Below are 15,786 nucleotides of genomic sequence, written 5' to 3' on the forward strand. Positions count from 1 at the left end.
CTGGTCATCGTAGGTGAAGGTGGAATTGCTGCTGGGGCAGTTGGGAGAGGGTTCGCCTTCGATGGCGACGATGCGTCTGCTGCCATTGACTACTTGGAAATAATAGATGGCCTGCTTGCCGTATTCGTTGGTGACCCGCGTGGAGTAACCGCCGTGGTGGCTGAGACTGATCTTTTCCGCCCCAGTGGCGTGCTCGCTGGAGATTGCCCGGCCCTGATTGTCGTAGTGCCATGAGGCATAGCGCACGCCGCGTTCGTCGGTAATACCGGTGAGCAGGCTGCCGTTGCGACTGTCCTCGTAGTGATAGCGACGCGTCAGCGAGCCTTCTCCGTTGCTACGGGTAACTGCTGTCAGGCGGCGGCTGTCATAGCTGTAGGTCACCTGGCCGTCGGGTGTACGCAGACTGGTCGGCTGGTGTTTGCCGTCCTCGGAGAAGGTGAGCCGGTTGCCAGCCTCGTCGTCGACGTTGATTCCGTTGGCTGTATAGGCGAGGTAGCGAGTGCCTAAGGCGGTGGTCGTTTGCCTAAGCAGTCTTCCGTCGTTGTCGAAGACCAGTCGCTCGTTGTCAGCGGACAGATATTCCCAGCCGTTTCCCTTCTTTTCCAGCAGGCCCTGGTCGGGATTGCGTGGGACGAAGTTACTACCTGAAAGGGTGAAGACCAATTCCCGACCATGATGCAGGGCCACTGTGACGACGCTATCGGAAGTGAGGCGCAGGCTACTGGAAAAGTTGTGGCGCCAAAGCCCGTCTGTGCTGTTGTAGCTGCGTTGGAAAGCCAGGGCCGGGGTGCTGGTGGAGATATAGTCGGTTTCCAGCTGGAACTTGTTGCCCGAGGCAATATCGATGGGGTTGCCGACGCAGGAGTTTTCCTTCGGCGGGCCCTTGTCGTCGGGTAGTGGGCAGGCGATCTGGACGGATGCGGGAGCCGAAGGGTCGGGTGGGCAGTTGCTCTTGTTCGGGTCCAGGCATTGGCCGGTGGTTGGGTCGTATTGGGTACCTGTTGGGCAGGAGTCGCCAACTCGATAGATGGGATAGCCCGTATCACGGTAGGTGCCTCCCCGTTCATTTTCATAAAGAGGTCGGCGGCATTGTGCTGCAAGTTGTCCGTTGTAAGGTTCAGTGAAAATGAACCACCAAGGTTGGGGAGCGTCTCGGACAAGCCAGGCACAGTAGGCGGCAGGATTGGGAAAGCGAAGGTGAGAGGTAAATGGGTTAGACCAGTAATACTCTGTGGCACTTGCACTGCCCGATATAAAGAGGGCGACCAGGACTGCCTGAAGGGAGAGGGATATCTTCGGCTCCTTGCGCCGTGAGTTCTGTAAGCAGAATGGAGTGGGGTGTGTGCATGGCTCGTTGCCAGAGGAGTGGGAAATAGCTGTCACAGACGAAGCTCCCGCAAATCCTTCAGATTAAGTCTCATGTAAAAATTCGTTCCGTTTTGCGATGTGATAGCCGAAATCTGGTGCGGCTCGCTTCGTTCATCAGTTCCCTATCACCGTCTCACCTACTTTGTTACCGTCGCCGTCATACCAGTAATGCGTACTGCGGCCCGCCTCTTCGAGCCGCACTGGAAGTGCCAGTCTCGGGTGCCAGTCGGTGGCGATAGTGCGAGCCTGCGCAGTGCCGGCGGCCTCGGTGCGGAGGATTTCCAGGCCGCGCTCGTTGTATTCGTAGGTGGTCAGGTTGCCCTGGTTGTCGCGGCGGGTCTTGAGCAGGCCGCGTTCGTCATAGGTAAAGGTGGAATTGCTGCTGGGGCAGTTGGGAGAGGGTTGCCCTTCGATGGCGACGATGTGTTTGCTACCGCGGATCACCTGGAAGCGGTAGGTAGCCTGCTTGCCGTATTCGTTGGTGACAGTGGTGGAGCCATCGAAGTTGTAGGCGAGGCTGACCTTCTCCGCGCCGTTGGCGTGTTCGCTGGACACAGCTCGGCCCTTTTCGTCGTAGCGCCAGGTGGCGAAGCGCACGCCGCGGTTGTCGGTGATGCCGGTGAGTAGCCGCGGGTTGCGCGGGTCTTCATAGTGGTAACGCTGCTCACTGGCCTGGCCGGCGGCGTCGCGGGCGACCCGGATCAGGTGTCCGCCTTCATAGTTGTAGAGCACTGCCAGGCCTGGAGCGGTGAGGCGCAGTGGTTGTTGGCGGTCATCCTCGGCGAAGCTGAAGGTGCCGGGGTAGCGGTTGTGGGAAACGCGAACCTGCCCTCCCTCCCTGGCCAGACGCAGCCTTTCGCTGGCTTGGACCAGTTCGACGAGCGCGCCGGCTTCGTCGAAATCCAGGCGCAGGCCGCTCGGTTCGTCGTAGCGCCAGCCGCCGTCGATCTTCTCCAATCGGCCGAGGTTATCGGCCTGGGAGGTGATGCGGTCGTACAGGCGGATGAAGTCGAGGGCCCGACCGTCCTCCCGGTGCAGGGTGACCATATGGCTCTGTAGGGTGAGGCGGGCGCTTAGGTTGTGGGTCCAGAGTCCGTTGCTGCTGTTGTAGTGACGAGTGAAGCGGAGCAGGGGAGCGATGGCCGGGCCGGCGTAGTCGGTTTCGCTCTGGTACTTGTTGCCGGTGGCGATGTTGATCGGATTACCGACGGACAGTGACGGCGGCGAGCAGTCAGGCCCGTGGTTGGGCGGGCCATTGGAGGAAAGGCAGGCGCCGGTGTTGGCATCGTATTCCTGGTGGTCCGGGCAGCCGTCGCCCCATCTGACGATTGAATACCAGGAAGGAGGAAGCGCTCCTCCCCCGTTTGGATATGGAGGGTGTTTTATTAGGCACTCCCCGTAACCACCTTTTACCCGTATGGCAAGAACTGTCCCGGCATAGTAGGTGTCCGACCATCTCAAAATACGGCTGGCGGTATATTCGCAGGCAAGTTGAGCCGACCTGAGATGCGGGTCGAAATAACTCGCTGCCCACCAAAAAGGCTCGGCCTCAACCACTTGGTTAAGCGATGCTGATAGCAGGGCCGCTACAAAGAATTTCCTTTTCATTTCCCACCACATTCCAATCCGTGAAATATCCGGCCCTCGCGCAGTCCGCGAGTTATCTAACCCCTAACCCCTAACCCATAGACCAGATGAACATCCTCCGGCTCCAACCGATACAACTCCTCATCCGGTTCCATGCACAGCCGGCATCCGAGTCTCATATAAAAATCCACCGTGTTCTGCGACGGCGTAGCCGAAACGTAGAGCGCGCTGGCGCCGAGGTGGCGGGCCTGGGTGGCGGCGAGGTGGAAGAGGTGGGCGCCGAGGCCGCGGCGGCGGTAGGCGTGGCTGAGGTGGAGGAACTTCAGTTGCAGCCAGTCGCGCTCGGGGCCGAGGCGGCGTGGGTCGAGGACTACCGCGCCGATCAGGCGGCCCTGGTCGAACAGGCCGAGGAACCAGCCGCCGCGGTCGAAGCAGTCGAGCAGGATCGGCGTGTAGTGCTCGGCCTCGCCCTCCGGCCAGCCGCGCATGTCGTAGAACTCGGGGCGCAGCACCAGTTGGCCGGCCTCGACGGAATACAGGTGTTCGATCACTTCGCTGCGGTCGATCTCCCAGACCAGGGGGATTTCGTCGCGGCGCAGCAGGCGTTCTTCGGTCATCGTGGTTTCCTTGCGCTGAGGCCGTACATCAGCGGCAGGCGCGGACGATCGGCGGGCGGCAGCATGCGTCCGCCGCCGCCGTCGCGCATGCCGTCGAAGCCGGCCCAGCCGTTGGCGTAGGGGTATTCCTCCAGCCGTTCGAGTTGCAGGCCGGCGCCGAGCAGGGCGCCGATCACATCGGCCAGGCCCCACTGGAACTCGTAGCTGGGATGAGGGTTGCTGAAGTTCTCGACGCCGGCGCGGTAGCCGGAGGGCGCCAGGCTGGCGCCGGACTCGGCGACATAGTCGCTGACGCCGCTCTCGGCGATCGGCTCGCGGCTGAAGTAGTCGTAGGCCGGTTGCCAGTGTGGGTCGAAGTACAGGGCGAAAGGGTGGAACTCCACCAGGACGAAGCGCCCGCCGGGAACCAGTACCTGGGCGATGCCGTCGGCCCAGCGCTTGAGGTCGGAGAGCCAGACCAGCGTGCCGTAGGAGGCGAAGACCCGTTCGAAGCGTTCGCCGCGGGTGGCGGCGACGGGCAGCCAGCGGAGGATGTCGTCGCGCTGGAAGTCGGCGGCGATGCCGCTGTCGCGGGACAGCTGGCGGGCGAAGTCGATGGCGCTGTCGGCGATGTCGACCCCGGTGACGCGGGCGCCAAGGCGCGCCAGGCTCAGGCTGTCCTGTCCGGCGTTGCATTGCAGATGCAGCAGGCGCAGGCCGTCGAGATGGCCGAGCAGTTGCAGTTCCTCGGGATAGAGCGTGGAACCGCCGTTGCGGAAGAAGGCGACCTGGTCGGCCTTGTGGCTGTTGTGCGCCCGGGTGGCGGCGTTCCACGACAGCCGGTTGGCCTCGTGCAGGTCGGATCGCATGGTTCGACTCCTTCCCTGGAGTGCGCCACCGCGCGGATGGCGGGTCCGGGGGATTACATGTCCTTGATGCTGCGCACCTGGTCCTTGTTGACGCGGGTGCGCTTGCCGTCCAGTTGCTCCAGTTCGTAGAAGCCGGAACTACGATCATAGCGCGGGGTATCCACCGCCTGGATCTCGCGGCCATCGTTGAGGGTGACGATGGTCGGGGTGGAGCAGCCGGCCAGGACGGCGAATGCGGACGAGAGCAACAGGGCGGGCAGCAGACGGGAGGTCATCGGAATTTTCCTTCGGACGGTTTTCGAGGCGGCGGATTCTACTCCAGTCGCGGCGCAACCGCTCTAGCCTGGATCACAGCGGCAAATTTCCGCTGCGATCGTACGTCTCTTCCGGTGAGCCGCCCGGATGGCGGCGCCTATTCGAAGGGAGATTCCATGTCTGCCGTTTCCACCTCGTTGTTGCTTTTCCTCAACCTGCTGACCCCGGCCCAGGCCGCCCAGCCCGTGCCGCTGGCCGATGGCCGCATCGAGATCGCTGCCGGCGAGAGCCGCCAGCGCTACCTCGACCTTGCCCCCGGCGAGTTGCAGTTGCTCGACCTGGAGGTCGACCGCGGCCGCGTCCGCCTGCGCGCCACCACGCCCGACGGCAAGGCGTTGCGCGCGACGGAGCTGGCCGGACGCCAGTCGCTCGGCCTGCAGGCCGGCGAGCGCCAGGGCCTGCGCCTGACCTTCAGCGCCGACGAAGACACCGCACTGACCCTGACACCCACCCAGCGCCTCACCCCGCAGACCCCGGCGCTTGATTCGCCGGCGCCGCAGAGCCCGACCCTGCAACGCCTGCAGGCGGAGCTTGCGGAAAAGCGCCCCGGCGCGCTGAAGGCGTTCTGGAAGCAGGTGGCGAAGCAGGGCACGCCGCTGGTGGAGCCGCTGGATGCCGAACGTGTGCTGGTCACCTTCCTCTGGCGCCAGCAGCGTCCCGGCGACGTGCGCCTGCTGTGGCCGACCCCGGAGGTCAACACCCGCCGCTTCGAGGCCCTGGCCGGCAGCGACGTGCGCTACCTGAGCCTGCCGCTGCGCCGCGACGCGCGGGTTTCCTACCAGCTCAGCGCCGACCTGCCGGATCTGCAACAGGCCGATCGCGGCACCTTGCGCCTGGCGTTGCAGGCGGCGGCGCGGCCGGACCCGCTGAGCCGTACGCCGTGGCTCAACAGCCGCGCGCTGCCGCGGGCCGAGCAGGCCTCGCTGGTGCAGCTCGGCGGCGCCCCTGCCGAGACCTGGGACCAGCCGCGCAAGGACGTGCCGCGCGGCAAGGTGGAGCGCCTCGGCTATAGCAGCCAGGCCCTGGCCAACCAGCGCCAGCTGACGCTCTACACGCCGCCGGGCTACGACCCAGAGGGCCAGCGCTATCCGCTGCTGGTGCTGTTCGACGAGGACCACTACGCGCGCGACGTACCGACCCCGACCATCCTCGACAACCTGATTGCCGCCGGGCGTATCCGCCCGACCCTGGCGGTAATTGTCGGCAATGTCGACGCCAGCAGCCGGGGCCGCGAGTTGCCCTGCAACGAGGCCTTCGCCGACATGCTCGCCCACGAGCTGCTGCCCTGGTTGCAGCAGCGCTATGCATTGAGCGAGGAGCCTGCCGATCGCGTGCTTTCCGGTTCCAGCTACGGCGGGCTGGCCTCGGGCTGCATCGCCTACCGTTATCCGGAACGCTTCGGCAAGGTGCTGAGCCTGTCCGGCTCGTTCTGGTGGGGGCCGGACGAGCAGCAGCCGCAGTGGCTGGTACGGCAGTTCGCCGCTGGCGAGCGTTTGCCGCTGGTGTTCTTCCTCAGTTCCGGCCTGCTCGAGAAGCCCGAGGCGGACGGCATTCTCGGCAGCAACCGCAGCCTGCGCGCGGCGCTGCAAGGCAAGGGCTACCCGCTGCACTACCGTGAGTTCCCCGGCGGTCACGACTACGCGGCGTGGAGCCTGGAGCTTGCCGAAGGGTTGCAGGCCTTGTTGCCGGCGCATTGAGCCGGCTGGCTGGCGTGGGGCGGATAGCCGCTTGCGGTTATCCGCCGTGCCGCGGCCTAGAGGTGGGGGAAGGCTGTCCGGAGCGTGTCCGCAATGCCCACCGCGTTGCGGAATCGGAAAAAATCGTCCAGGGCCATTTGCCAGCGTCGGCGGATAGGGGACAATCGGCGTTCGCCTCAATCGAACGACAAGGATGTTCTCGATGCGCCGACTCTTGCGCCCGGTATTCTGCGCCGCGCTCTTCTGCCTGTACCCAGCGCTGGTCCAGGCTGCCGCCGAAAGCGAAATCCTCGGCCTGTTCCAGCGCTGGCAGGCCGCCCACGGGCAACGCAGCGGCAAGGCCCTGGAAGGGGTCTATGCGCCGCGCCTGGACTACTATGGCCGCGCGCAGACGCGCGAGCGCACCCTCTCCGCCAAGCAGGCCTTCTTCGCCCGCCATCCCGACTTCGAGCAGCGCATCGTCGCTGCGCCGCAGATCGTGCCGGGCGACCAGGAAGGCCGCTACGAGGTGCGCTTCGTCAAGCAGGTACGCCTCGACGGACGCCTGCGCAACTATCCGGGGCTGCTCCTGGCCGAGCGCGCCGGGCCGGGCGATACCTGGCGCTTCGTCGGCGAGAGCGACGAGATCACCCGCTACGCCATCGACCCGCGGTACACCCCGCTGGCTCGCGGCCGCTTCGCCGGTACCGAGGCGGACTTCGCCTGGGTAGTGGCCCACGCGCCGAACAGCGCCGCCTTGTGCGACGAATACGAGGATTGCCGCTGCGACCTCTGGAGCGCCGACGCGCGCGTCCCGCCCAAGCCGCTGGGCAGTTGCACCGGCGCGGTGCTCAGCGTCCTCAGCGGCCTCGACGACAGCGGCCGCGAGCGCCTGCAACTGCTGCGTACCTGGTGGACCAGCACCTGGACCAAGTCGTCGCTGCTGGAAATCCGCGACGGCCAGTGGGTGCGGGTGCTGCCGGACATCTCCACCACCTGGGACGATGCCGAGGCCGAACTGGTGCTGTACAAGGCCGACCCGCAGCAGCCGGGCCGAGTGCTGGTGACCGAAACCGTGATGGACGACGAGGGCGACTGGAGCCACCGCACCCGCAGCGAGGCGCTGCGCCCCGTACCCTGACGCCGGCCCCTTGGGCTGGGCGGCGCCAGGCCGTACAATCGACGGCTTTATGGCGAGCGTCGCCGCAGTCCAGGTTCCCGCATGCGCATCCACGTCTCCTTCATCGACCGTGTCGGCATCACCCAGGAGGTGCTGGCGCTGCTGGGTGGGCGCAACCTGAACCTGGATGCGGTGGAAATGGTGCCGCCGAACGTCTACATCGACGCGCCGACCCTCAGTCCCGAAGTGCTGGAGGAACTGCGCGCAGCGCTGCTGGGCATCCGTGGCGTGCAGGCGATGACCGTGGTCGACATCCTTCCTGGCCAGCGCCGCCGCCTGCAGCTCGATGCGTTGCTGGCGGCGATGGCCGATCCGGTGCTGGCGGTGGACGGCAAGGGCCTGGTGCTGCTGGCCAACCCGGCCTTCAGCGAGCGCTGCGGACGCGACCCGGCCGGCGAGCGGCTGGCCAGCCTGTTCGACGATGAAACCCTGGAGGATGCGCTGGTCGAGCAGGGCTTCCGCCTGCCGCTGCGCGAAGTGACATTCATGGGCCAGGCCCTGCTGCTCGATGCCACGCCGATCACCGAAGGACCGGGCGAGGGCGAGCGGCACCTGGCCGGCGGCCTGCTGACCCTCTACGAACCGAACCGCATCGGCGAGCGCCTGGCGGCCTTGCACCATGACCATGCCGAGGGGTTCGAGATGCTCCTCGGCGATTCCCAGCCGATCCGCACCCTGAAGACCCGTGCGCAGCGCGTGGCGGCGCTCGACGCGCCGCTGCTGATCCACGGCGAGACCGGTACCGGCAAGGAACTGGTGGCGCGCGGCTGCCATGCCCTGAGTGCGCGGCACAACTCGCCGTTCCTGGCGCTGAACTGCGCGGCGTTGCCGGAGAACCTGGCCGAAAGCGAGCTGTTCGGCTACGCCCCCGGCGCCTTCACCGGCGCCCAGCGCGGCGGCAAGCCGGGCCTGCTGGAGCTGGCCCACCAGGGCACGGTGTTCCTCGACGAGATCGGCGAGATGTCCCCCTATCTGCAAGCCAAGCTGCTGCGCTTCCTCAGCGACGGCAGCTTCCGCCGGGTCGGCGGCGACCGCGAGGTGAGGGTCGACGTGCGGATCCTCAGCGCCACCCACCGCAACCTGGAGAAGATGGTCGCCGAGGGCAGCTTCCGCGAGGACCTGTTCTACCGCCTCAACGTGCTCAGCCTGGAAGTCCCGCCGCTGCGCGAGCGCGGCCACGACATCCTGCTGCTGGCGCGGCACTTCATGCAGCAGGCCTGTGCGCAGATCCAGCGTCCGGTGTGCCGGCTGGCGCCGGGCACCTACCCGGCGCTGCTGAGCAACCGCTGGCCGGGCAACGTGCGCCAGTTGCAGAACGTGATCTTCCGTGCCGCTGCGATCTGCGAGAGCAGCCTGGTGGATATCGGCGACCTGGAGATCGCCGGCACCGCCGTGGCGCGGCAGAACGACGGCGAGGTGGGCAGCCTGGAGGAGGCGGTGGAGGGCTTCGAGAAAGCCCTGCTGGAGAAGCTCTACGTCAGCTATCCATCGACCCGCCAGTTGGCTGCGCGCCTGCAAACCTCGCACACCGCCATCGCCCACCGCCTGCGCAAGTACGGCATCGGTCCGCGCGCCTGAAGCGGGCTCAGCCCTCGCTGGAATACACCGGCTTGCCGGCGAACCAGGTCTTCAGCACCTTGGTTTCGCCCAGTTGCGTCTCCGGCACCTCGAACACGTCGCGGTCGAGGACGATGAAGTCCGCCTGCTTGCCCGGCTCCAGGCTGCCGATCCGGTGCTCCAGGCCGATGGTCCGCGCAGCGTTGCGGGTGTAGGCGTAGAACATGGTCTGGCGGTCCAGGCGTTCGCCGGCGTTGAGCACGCCCTGCGGGCCCTTGCGGGTCACCGCCTGCTGGATGGCCTTCCACGGCGACAGGCTGGACACCGGCCAGTCGCTGGCCCCGGCGATGGTCGCGCCCTTGCTCAGCAGGGAGTGCGCCGGGTACTGGTAGCGGTAGGCGAAGGCGCTGATGTAGGGCTTCATCAGGTCCACCGTGGTTTCGTCGGCGGCGGCCCAGTACAGCTGCATCGAGGCGATCACGCCGAGCGGCCTGAAGCGCTCGAATTCCTTGGGATTGACCAGTTGCAGGTGGGTGATCGAATGGGCGATGCCGCTGTCGCGGTCGCGCCGCGCCTGCTGCATGCCGTTCAGCGCCTCGCGCACCGCGCGGTCGCCGATGGCGTGGACGTGGACCAGCCAGCCGCGGGCGTCGGCGGCGCTGACCAGTTCGCCGAAGTGCGCCGGGTCGATCAGCAGTTCGCCCGTCTTCCTGCTGTTGCGGTAGGGCTCGAGGAGCGCGGCGGTCTGCGCCGGGTATTCCGGTACGCCGTCGGCGAACACCTTGATTCCCGGCAGGGTCAGGTTGGGGCTGCCGAGGAAGCGCTGGCGCACCTTGTCCAGCACCTCGAGGTCGGCCGGCCGGCTGCGTGGGTTGGCGACCAGGAGGGCGGCGACGTGGGCGCTGAGTTCGCCGCCCTTGGCCAGCCGCTGGTAGACCGGTAGCACGCCGACGGTGTTCTCGTCGGGCCTGAGGCTGAACAGGGCGTCGCCCGGCGAGCCATTGGCGGCCGGGTCCATCCATGCGGTCAGGCCCAGCGAGTTGCTGTAGCGCACCGCGCTGCGTCCGGCTTCTAGCATCTGTTCCGCGCTCGGCGCCGGCAGTACCGCGAGCACCGCGTCGAGACCGGCATCGGCGAGGAAGCCGTTGGGGGTGGCGTCGGCGTCGTGGCCGATGGTGTTGCGCTGTTCCTCGGGCAGGGCGCGGACCCGCGCGGCGTCGATGCCGGCGCGTTTCAGCATGGCGGCGTTGGCCCAGCCGGTGTGGTGGTCGCTGCCGATGAAGGCCAGCGGCTGGTCGGCCCATTCGCCGTGGTCGAAGCGCGCGCGGAAGTCCTTGACCTGGCTCCAGTAGGCGGTATGCATGCCGCTGACATTGAGCATGTCGCCATGTCGCGCCTTGCCGTTGTCGCGCCAGGCGCGCAGGCGCCGTTCCAGTTCGTCGAGGCCGACCTGTTCGTTGCCCATGTCCGCGCCGGCCAGCTCCAGGCCGCCGAACACCGCGTGCGAATGGGTGTCGATCAGGCCGGGCATCAGGCGCTTGCCGCCGAGATCGACGACCTGGCTGTCGCCATCGGCCAGGGCGCGCAGCCCGGCCTCGTCGCCGACCGCGAGGATCCGCCCGTCCTCCACCGCCAGGGCCTCGGCGAAGGGTTGCTGCGGATTGGCGGTGAAGATCCTGGCGTTGACCACCAGCAGGTCGGCGGCGCCGAGGGCGTGCAGGGGGATGGCCAGGCAGGCGCCGGCGAGGAGGGTGGGAATCCGTTGCTTCATGGTGGTTTCCTTTGCTTCTTGGTCTTGTGTAGCGTGGCCCGGGCAAGGCGAGACTAGCCAAAGCGCCGGCCCGGCAGAACCGGGCGCGACGCACAACACTTGTGCCGGAACGGAAGGAGTCGATGGACAAATTGAATGCCCTGGCGATGTTCGTCGCCACTGCCGAAACCGGTAGCTTCAGCCGTGGCGCCGAGCGCCTGGGCAAGACGCCCTCGGCGCTGACCAAGGCCGTCGCCCACCTGGAAGCGGAACTCGGTGCCCGCCTGTTCGAGCGCACCACCCGCAGCCTGGCGCTGACCGAGGCCGGGCAGATCTACCTGGAGGCGGCTCGTCAGTCCCTGGAAACGCTGCGCACGGCGGGGCAGGAGATCGAACTGCTGGAGTCGGAGTTGCGCGGCGAACTGCGCCTCGCCGCGCCGCCGTCGTTCGCCGCGGCGTTCCTCCAGCAGGCCTGCGCCAGCTTCCTCGAGGCGCATCCGCGGATCAGCCTGCGGGTGGACCTCGACGAAACCTTCCTCGATCTCAGCGAAGGCGGCTACGACCTCGGCCTGCGCGACGGCCCCATTGACCTGCCGGGGCTGGTGGCGCGGCCGCTGGCGCCGAACCAGATCGTGCTTTGCGCCAGCCCCGCCTACCTGGCGCGGCAACCCGCGCCGCAAGGCCCGGAGGACTTCGAGCGGCACGCCTGGCTGGTCTTCCAGCACCCTTCGCTGAACCAGAACTTCTGGTGGATGGAGCGCGACGGCGCCCGCCAGCGTATCGACCAGCCGCGCCCGCGACTGGCCAGCGACAACTACGACTTCCTGCTCGCCCACCTGCTGGCCGGGCTGGGCCTGCAGTTCTGCCCGCAGTGGAGCGTCGCGCCGCTGCTCGGTGAAGGGCGGCTGGTGCGCCTGCTCGGCGACTACCACTTCGACCCGGGGCCGTTCGGGCCCTCCATCCATGTCCTCTATCCGGGGCACCGGCGCAACACGCGGAAGGTCCGCGCGTTCCTCGAGCACCTGCGCGCCAGCTTGCAGCGACAGGGGCTGTGCCATCGGCTGTAACGCTTCGGTTACGAGTGGAACGAATTCGTTCCGATTGCCGGAAAAACCTTTGCTGTCAGGCGTTTGCGCTCTGGTTCGGGAAATGTCCGGCGGGTCTGTAACGAAAGCGTTCCATGGCGGCCCTGTCCGGGTTTCCCCCGCGCCCGGCCACGCCCCGTGGCGACAGGGCCGGGGCCGCTTGGCACCCTGCTTGCTACGGGCAGCCGCAGAACAAAGTCCCGTCCCGACCGGGCGACCCGCTGACAATGAGGATCCAGCATGAGCAAGTTGCGCTTTACCACCGACCACGAATGGCTGCGCCAGGACGACGACGGGCTGCTGACCGTCGGCATCACCGCCTACGCCCAGGACGCCCTCGGTGACGTGGTATTCGTGCAGTTGCCGGAACTCGGCGAACACGCCGCCGGCAGTGAAGTGGCGGTGCTGGAGTCGGTCAAGGCCGCCAGCAACATCCTGATGCCGCTGGACGGCGAGGTGGTGGCGATCAACGACGCGCTGCCGGACGCCCCGGAGCTGGTCAACCAGGATCCGCTCGGCGAGGCCTGGTTCTTCCGTTTCCGTCCGGCCGACGCCGGCGCCTGGGAAAAGCTGCTCGACCAGGCCGCCTACGACCGCCTGCTGAACGCCAACGCCGACGCCTGAGGATCCCGCCATGACCGATAACCTGAACCTCGGCGCCATCGACCTGGGCACCGACGACGAATTCATCGCCCGCCATATCGGCCCGCGTGCCGCCGACACCCAGGCCATGCTCCAGCGCCTGGGCTACGACTCGCTGGACGCGCTGATCGGCAACGTGATCCCCGACAGCATCAAGGGCAGCAGCGTGCTCGACCTGCCGGCCGGCATGGGCGAGGCCGAGGCGCTGGCCAGCCTGAAGGCGATCGCCGCGCGCAATCGCGCGTTGCGTTCCTTCATCGGCCAGGGCTACTACAACTGCCACACCCCGGCACCGATCCTGCGCAACCTCCTGGAGAACCCGGCCTGGTACACCGCCTACACGCCGTACCAGCCGGAAATCTCCCAGGGCCGCCTGGAGGCGCTGCTGAACTTCCAGACCCTGGTCAGCGACCTGTCCGGCCTGCCGATCGCCAACGCCTCGATGCTCGACGAGGCGACCGCCGCCGCCGAGGCCATGACCTTCTGCAAGCGTCTGTCGAAGAACCGCACCAGCCAGGCATTCTTCGCCTCCCGCCATTGCCACCCGCAGACCCTCGACGTGCTGCGCACCCGTGCCGAGCCGCTGGGCATCGAGGTGGTGGTCGGCGACGAGAGCGCCATCGAAGACTTCTCCGCCTACTTCGGCGCGTTGCTGCAATACCCCACCTGCGACGGCGAGATCGTCGACTATCGCGAACTGGTCAGCCGCTTCCATGCGGTCGATGCGCTGGTCGCGGTGGCCGCCGACCTGCTGGCGCTGACCCTGCTGACCCCGCCGGGCGAGTTCGGCGCCGACGTAGCCATCGGCAGCGCCCAGCGCTTCGGCGTGCCGCTCGGCTTCGGCGGCCCGCACGCGGCCTATTTCGCCACCCGCGACGCCTTCAAGCGGGACATGCCGGGACGCCTGGTCGGCGTCTCCATCGACCGCCATGGCAAGCCGGCCTACCGCCTGGCCATGCAGACCCGCGAGCAGCACATCCGCCGCGAGAAGGCCACCAGCAACATCTGCACCGCCCAGGTGCTGCTGGCCAACATCGCCAGCATGTTCGCCGTCTACCACGGCCCGCAGGGCCTGCTGCGCATCGCCCGGCGCACCCACCGGCTGACCGCGATCCTCGCCGCCGGCCTGGAGCGCCTGGGCGTGGCCGTCGAGCAGAAGCATTTCTTCGACACCCTGAGCCTGGCCACCGGCGCGCGTACCGCGGCGATCCATGCCAAGGCCCGCGCCGCCGGGATCAACCTGCGCGAGATCGATGCCGGCCGTCTCGGCCTGTCGCTCGACGAGACCGTCCGCCAGGCCGACGTGGAAACCCTCTGGGGCCTGCTGGCTGAAGAGGGCCAGGCGCTCCCGGACTTCGCCGCCCTTGCCGCCAGCAGCGGGGACCGCCTGCCAGTCGAGCTGCTGCGCCAGTCGGCGATCCTCAGCCACCCGATCTTCAACCGCCATCACTCGGAAACCGAGCTGATGCGCTACCTGCGCAAGCTGGCGGACAAGGACCTGGCGCTGGACCGCACGATGATCCCGCTGGGCTCCTGCACCATGAAGCTGAACGCCGCCAGCGAGATGATCCCGGTGACCTGGGCCGAATTCGGCAACCTGCACCCGTTCGCCCCGGCCGAGCAGAGCGAAGGCTACCGCCAGCTCACCGACGAACTGGAGGCGATGCTCTGTTCCGCCACCGGCTACGACGCCGTGTCGTTGCAGCCCAACGCCGGCTCCCAGGGCGAGTACGCCGGCCTGCTGGCGATCCGTGCCTACCACCAGAGCCGCGGCGACAGCCAGCGCGACATCTGTCTGATCCCGTCCTCCGCCCACGGTACCAACCCGGCTACCGCCAGCATGGTCGGCATGCGCGTGGTGGTGGTGGCCTGCGACGCGCGCGGCAACGTCGACGTCGAGGACCTGCGCAACAAGGCCAGCGAGCACAAGGAACGCCTGGCCGCGCTGATGATCACCTATCCGTCCACCCACGGCGTGTTCGAAGAAGCGATCCGCGAGATCTGCGCCATCGTCCACGACTGCGGCGGCCAGGTGTACATCGACGGCGCCAACATGAACGCCATGGTCGGCCTGTGCGCCCCGGGCAAGTTCGGTGGCGACGTTTCCCACCTGAACCTGCACAAGACCTTCTGCATCCCCCACGGCGGCGGCGGCCCGGGCGTCGGCCCGATCGGCGTGCGCGCGCACCTGGCGCCGTTCCTCCCCGGCCACGCTCGCGGCGAGCGCAAGGAAGGCGCGGTGAGCGCGGCGCCGTACGGCAGCGCGAGCATCCTGCCGATCACCTGGATGTACATCCGCATGATGGGCGGCGAAGGCCTCAAGCGCGCCTCGGAAATGGCCATCCTCAATGCCAACTACATCGCCCATCGCCTGGAGGAGCACTACCCGGTGCTCTACGCCGGCGGCAACGGCCTGGTCGCCCACGAATGCATCCTCGACCTGCGTCCGCTCAAGGACAGCAGCGGGATCAGCGTCGACGACGTGGCCAAGCGCCTGATGGACTTCGGCTTCCATGCGCCGACCATGTCCTTCCCGGTGGCCGGCACGCTGATGATCGAGCCCACCGAGAGCGAGTCGAAGGCCGAGCTGGATCGTTTCTGCGACGCGATGATCCGCATCCGCGAGGAAATCCGCGCGGTGGAACGCGGCGAGCTGGACAAGGAAGACAACCCGCTGAAGAACGCGCCGCACACCGCCGCCGAACTGCTCGGCGAATGGAACCATGCCTACAGCCGCGAGCAGGCCGCCTATCCGCTGGCCAGCCTGGTGGAGGCCAAGTACTGGCCGCCGGTGGGCCGCGTCGACAACGTCTACGGCGACCGCAACCTGACCTGCTCCTGCCCGCCGATCGAGGCGTACAGCGAGGAGTGACGGACGAGGAGGGCGCCGCCAGCGGCGGCGTCCTCGCGTTTCCGGCGATACCCCTTTCCCGGCGCCGCGCTTGCGTAGCGGCGCCGCGGCCACGCTCGCGCCAGCGAGCGTCCTGACACCGACACGACAAGAGGCCAGCGCCATGTTCAGCAAGCACGACCAGCTCCAGGGCTACGACGACGAACTGCTCGCCGCGATGGACGCCGAAGACCGGCGGCAGGAAGACCACATCGAACTGATCGCCTCGGAGAACTACGCCAGCAAGCGGGTCATGCAGGCGCAGGGCAGC

Annotated in this window: 12 protein-coding genes and 1 pseudogene; 7 read left to right on the forward strand and 6 right to left on the reverse strand. The window is 67.3% G+C overall.

The genetic code is table 11. The features are described from left to right. From HMPREF3014_RS35140 to HMPREF3014_RS15315, 5 genes are all read right to left on the reverse strand, one after another. A partial coding sequence (locus HMPREF3014_RS35140; protein WP_219847773.1) for a DUF6531 domain-containing protein occupies positions 1-1,383 on the reverse strand: 1,383 nt, incomplete at its 3' end. A gap of 99 nt (positions 1,384-1,482) precedes the next feature. After that, positions 1,483-2,988, reverse strand: a complete 1,506-nt coding sequence (locus HMPREF3014_RS35145) for a DUF6531 domain-containing protein (protein WP_023087467.1) — start codon at positions 2,986-2,988, stop codon at positions 1,483-1,485. A 44-nt stretch (positions 2,989-3,032) separates the two neighbouring features. Next, on the reverse strand, positions 3,033-3,572 hold the full coding sequence (locus HMPREF3014_RS15305; protein ID WP_023087468.1) for a GNAT family N-acetyltransferase: 540 nt from the start codon (positions 3,570-3,572) through the stop codon (positions 3,033-3,035). Beyond that, complete coding sequence (locus HMPREF3014_RS15310; RefSeq protein ID WP_023087469.1) at positions 3,569-4,420, reverse strand: class I SAM-dependent methyltransferase; 852 nt, start codon at positions 4,418-4,420, stop codon at positions 3,569-3,571. The genes HMPREF3014_RS15305 and HMPREF3014_RS15310 overlap by 4 nt, the downstream gene beginning before the upstream one ends. Positions 4,421-4,473: 53 nt before the next feature. Continuing rightward, positions 4,474-4,695, reverse strand: coding sequence for a YgdI/YgdR family lipoprotein (locus tag HMPREF3014_RS15315; protein WP_003089729.1), 222 nt, complete (start codon positions 4,693-4,695; stop codon positions 4,474-4,476). Between the two features lie 156 nt (positions 4,696-4,851). On the opposite strand from HMPREF3014_RS15315, the gene HMPREF3014_RS15320 reads away from it, so the two are divergent. The 3 genes from HMPREF3014_RS15320 to HMPREF3014_RS15330 all read left to right on the forward strand — a co-directional run bounded on the left by HMPREF3014_RS15320 (position 4,852) and on the right by HMPREF3014_RS15330 (position 9,169). Then, a complete protein-coding gene (locus HMPREF3014_RS15320) occupies positions 4,852-6,432 on the forward strand; it encodes an alpha/beta hydrolase (protein WP_023087470.1) in 1,581 nt (526 codons plus the stop codon). A 202-nt stretch (positions 6,433-6,634) separates the two neighbouring features. Beyond that, entirely contained in the window at positions 6,635-7,552 is a 918-nt protein-coding gene (locus tag HMPREF3014_RS15325) for a hypothetical protein (RefSeq protein ID WP_023087471.1), read from the forward strand. An 81-nt stretch (positions 7,553-7,633) separates the two neighbouring features. Continuing rightward, positions 7,634-9,169 (forward strand): sigma-54-dependent transcriptional regulator, encoded by a 1,536-nt coding sequence (locus HMPREF3014_RS15330; RefSeq protein ID WP_003105794.1) that lies wholly within the window; start codon positions 7,634-7,636, stop codon positions 9,167-9,169. A 7-nt stretch (positions 9,170-9,176) separates the two neighbouring features. Here HMPREF3014_RS15330 and HMPREF3014_RS15335 read toward each other — a convergent pair whose 3' ends face one another. Next, a complete protein-coding gene (locus tag HMPREF3014_RS15335; RefSeq protein ID WP_003111567.1) occupies positions 9,177-10,919 on the reverse strand; it encodes an amidohydrolase in 1,743 nt (580 codons plus the stop codon). A 122-nt stretch (positions 10,920-11,041) separates the two neighbouring features. On the opposite strand from HMPREF3014_RS15335, the gene HMPREF3014_RS15340 reads away from it, so the two are divergent. From HMPREF3014_RS15340 to glyA, 4 genes and pseudogenes are all read left to right on the forward strand, one after another. Beyond that, complete coding sequence (locus tag HMPREF3014_RS15340) at positions 11,042-11,965, forward strand: LysR family transcriptional regulator (protein WP_003089722.1); 924 nt, start codon at positions 11,042-11,044, stop codon at positions 11,963-11,965. Positions 11,966-12,223: 258 nt separating this feature from the next. Continuing rightward, complete coding sequence (gene gcvH / locus HMPREF3014_RS15345; RefSeq protein WP_003089718.1) at positions 12,224-12,607, forward strand: glycine cleavage system protein GcvH; 384 nt, start codon at positions 12,224-12,226, stop codon at positions 12,605-12,607. Between the two features lie 10 nt (positions 12,608-12,617). Beyond that, positions 12,618-15,497: an aminomethyl-transferring glycine dehydrogenase gene (gene gcvP / locus HMPREF3014_RS15350; protein ID WP_003160368.1), complete on the forward strand. Its 2,880-nt coding sequence runs from the start codon at positions 12,618-12,620 to the stop codon at positions 15,495-15,497. A 142-nt stretch (positions 15,498-15,639) separates the two neighbouring features. Then, positions 15,640-15,786 (forward strand): annotated as a pseudogene (gene glyA, locus HMPREF3014_RS33570) (serine hydroxymethyltransferase); the annotation flags it as partial.

This window comes from Pseudomonas sp. HMSC065H01 (assembly GCF_001815235.1).
Lineage (GTDB): Bacteria > Pseudomonadota > Gammaproteobacteria > Pseudomonadales > Pseudomonadaceae > Pseudomonas > Pseudomonas aeruginosa.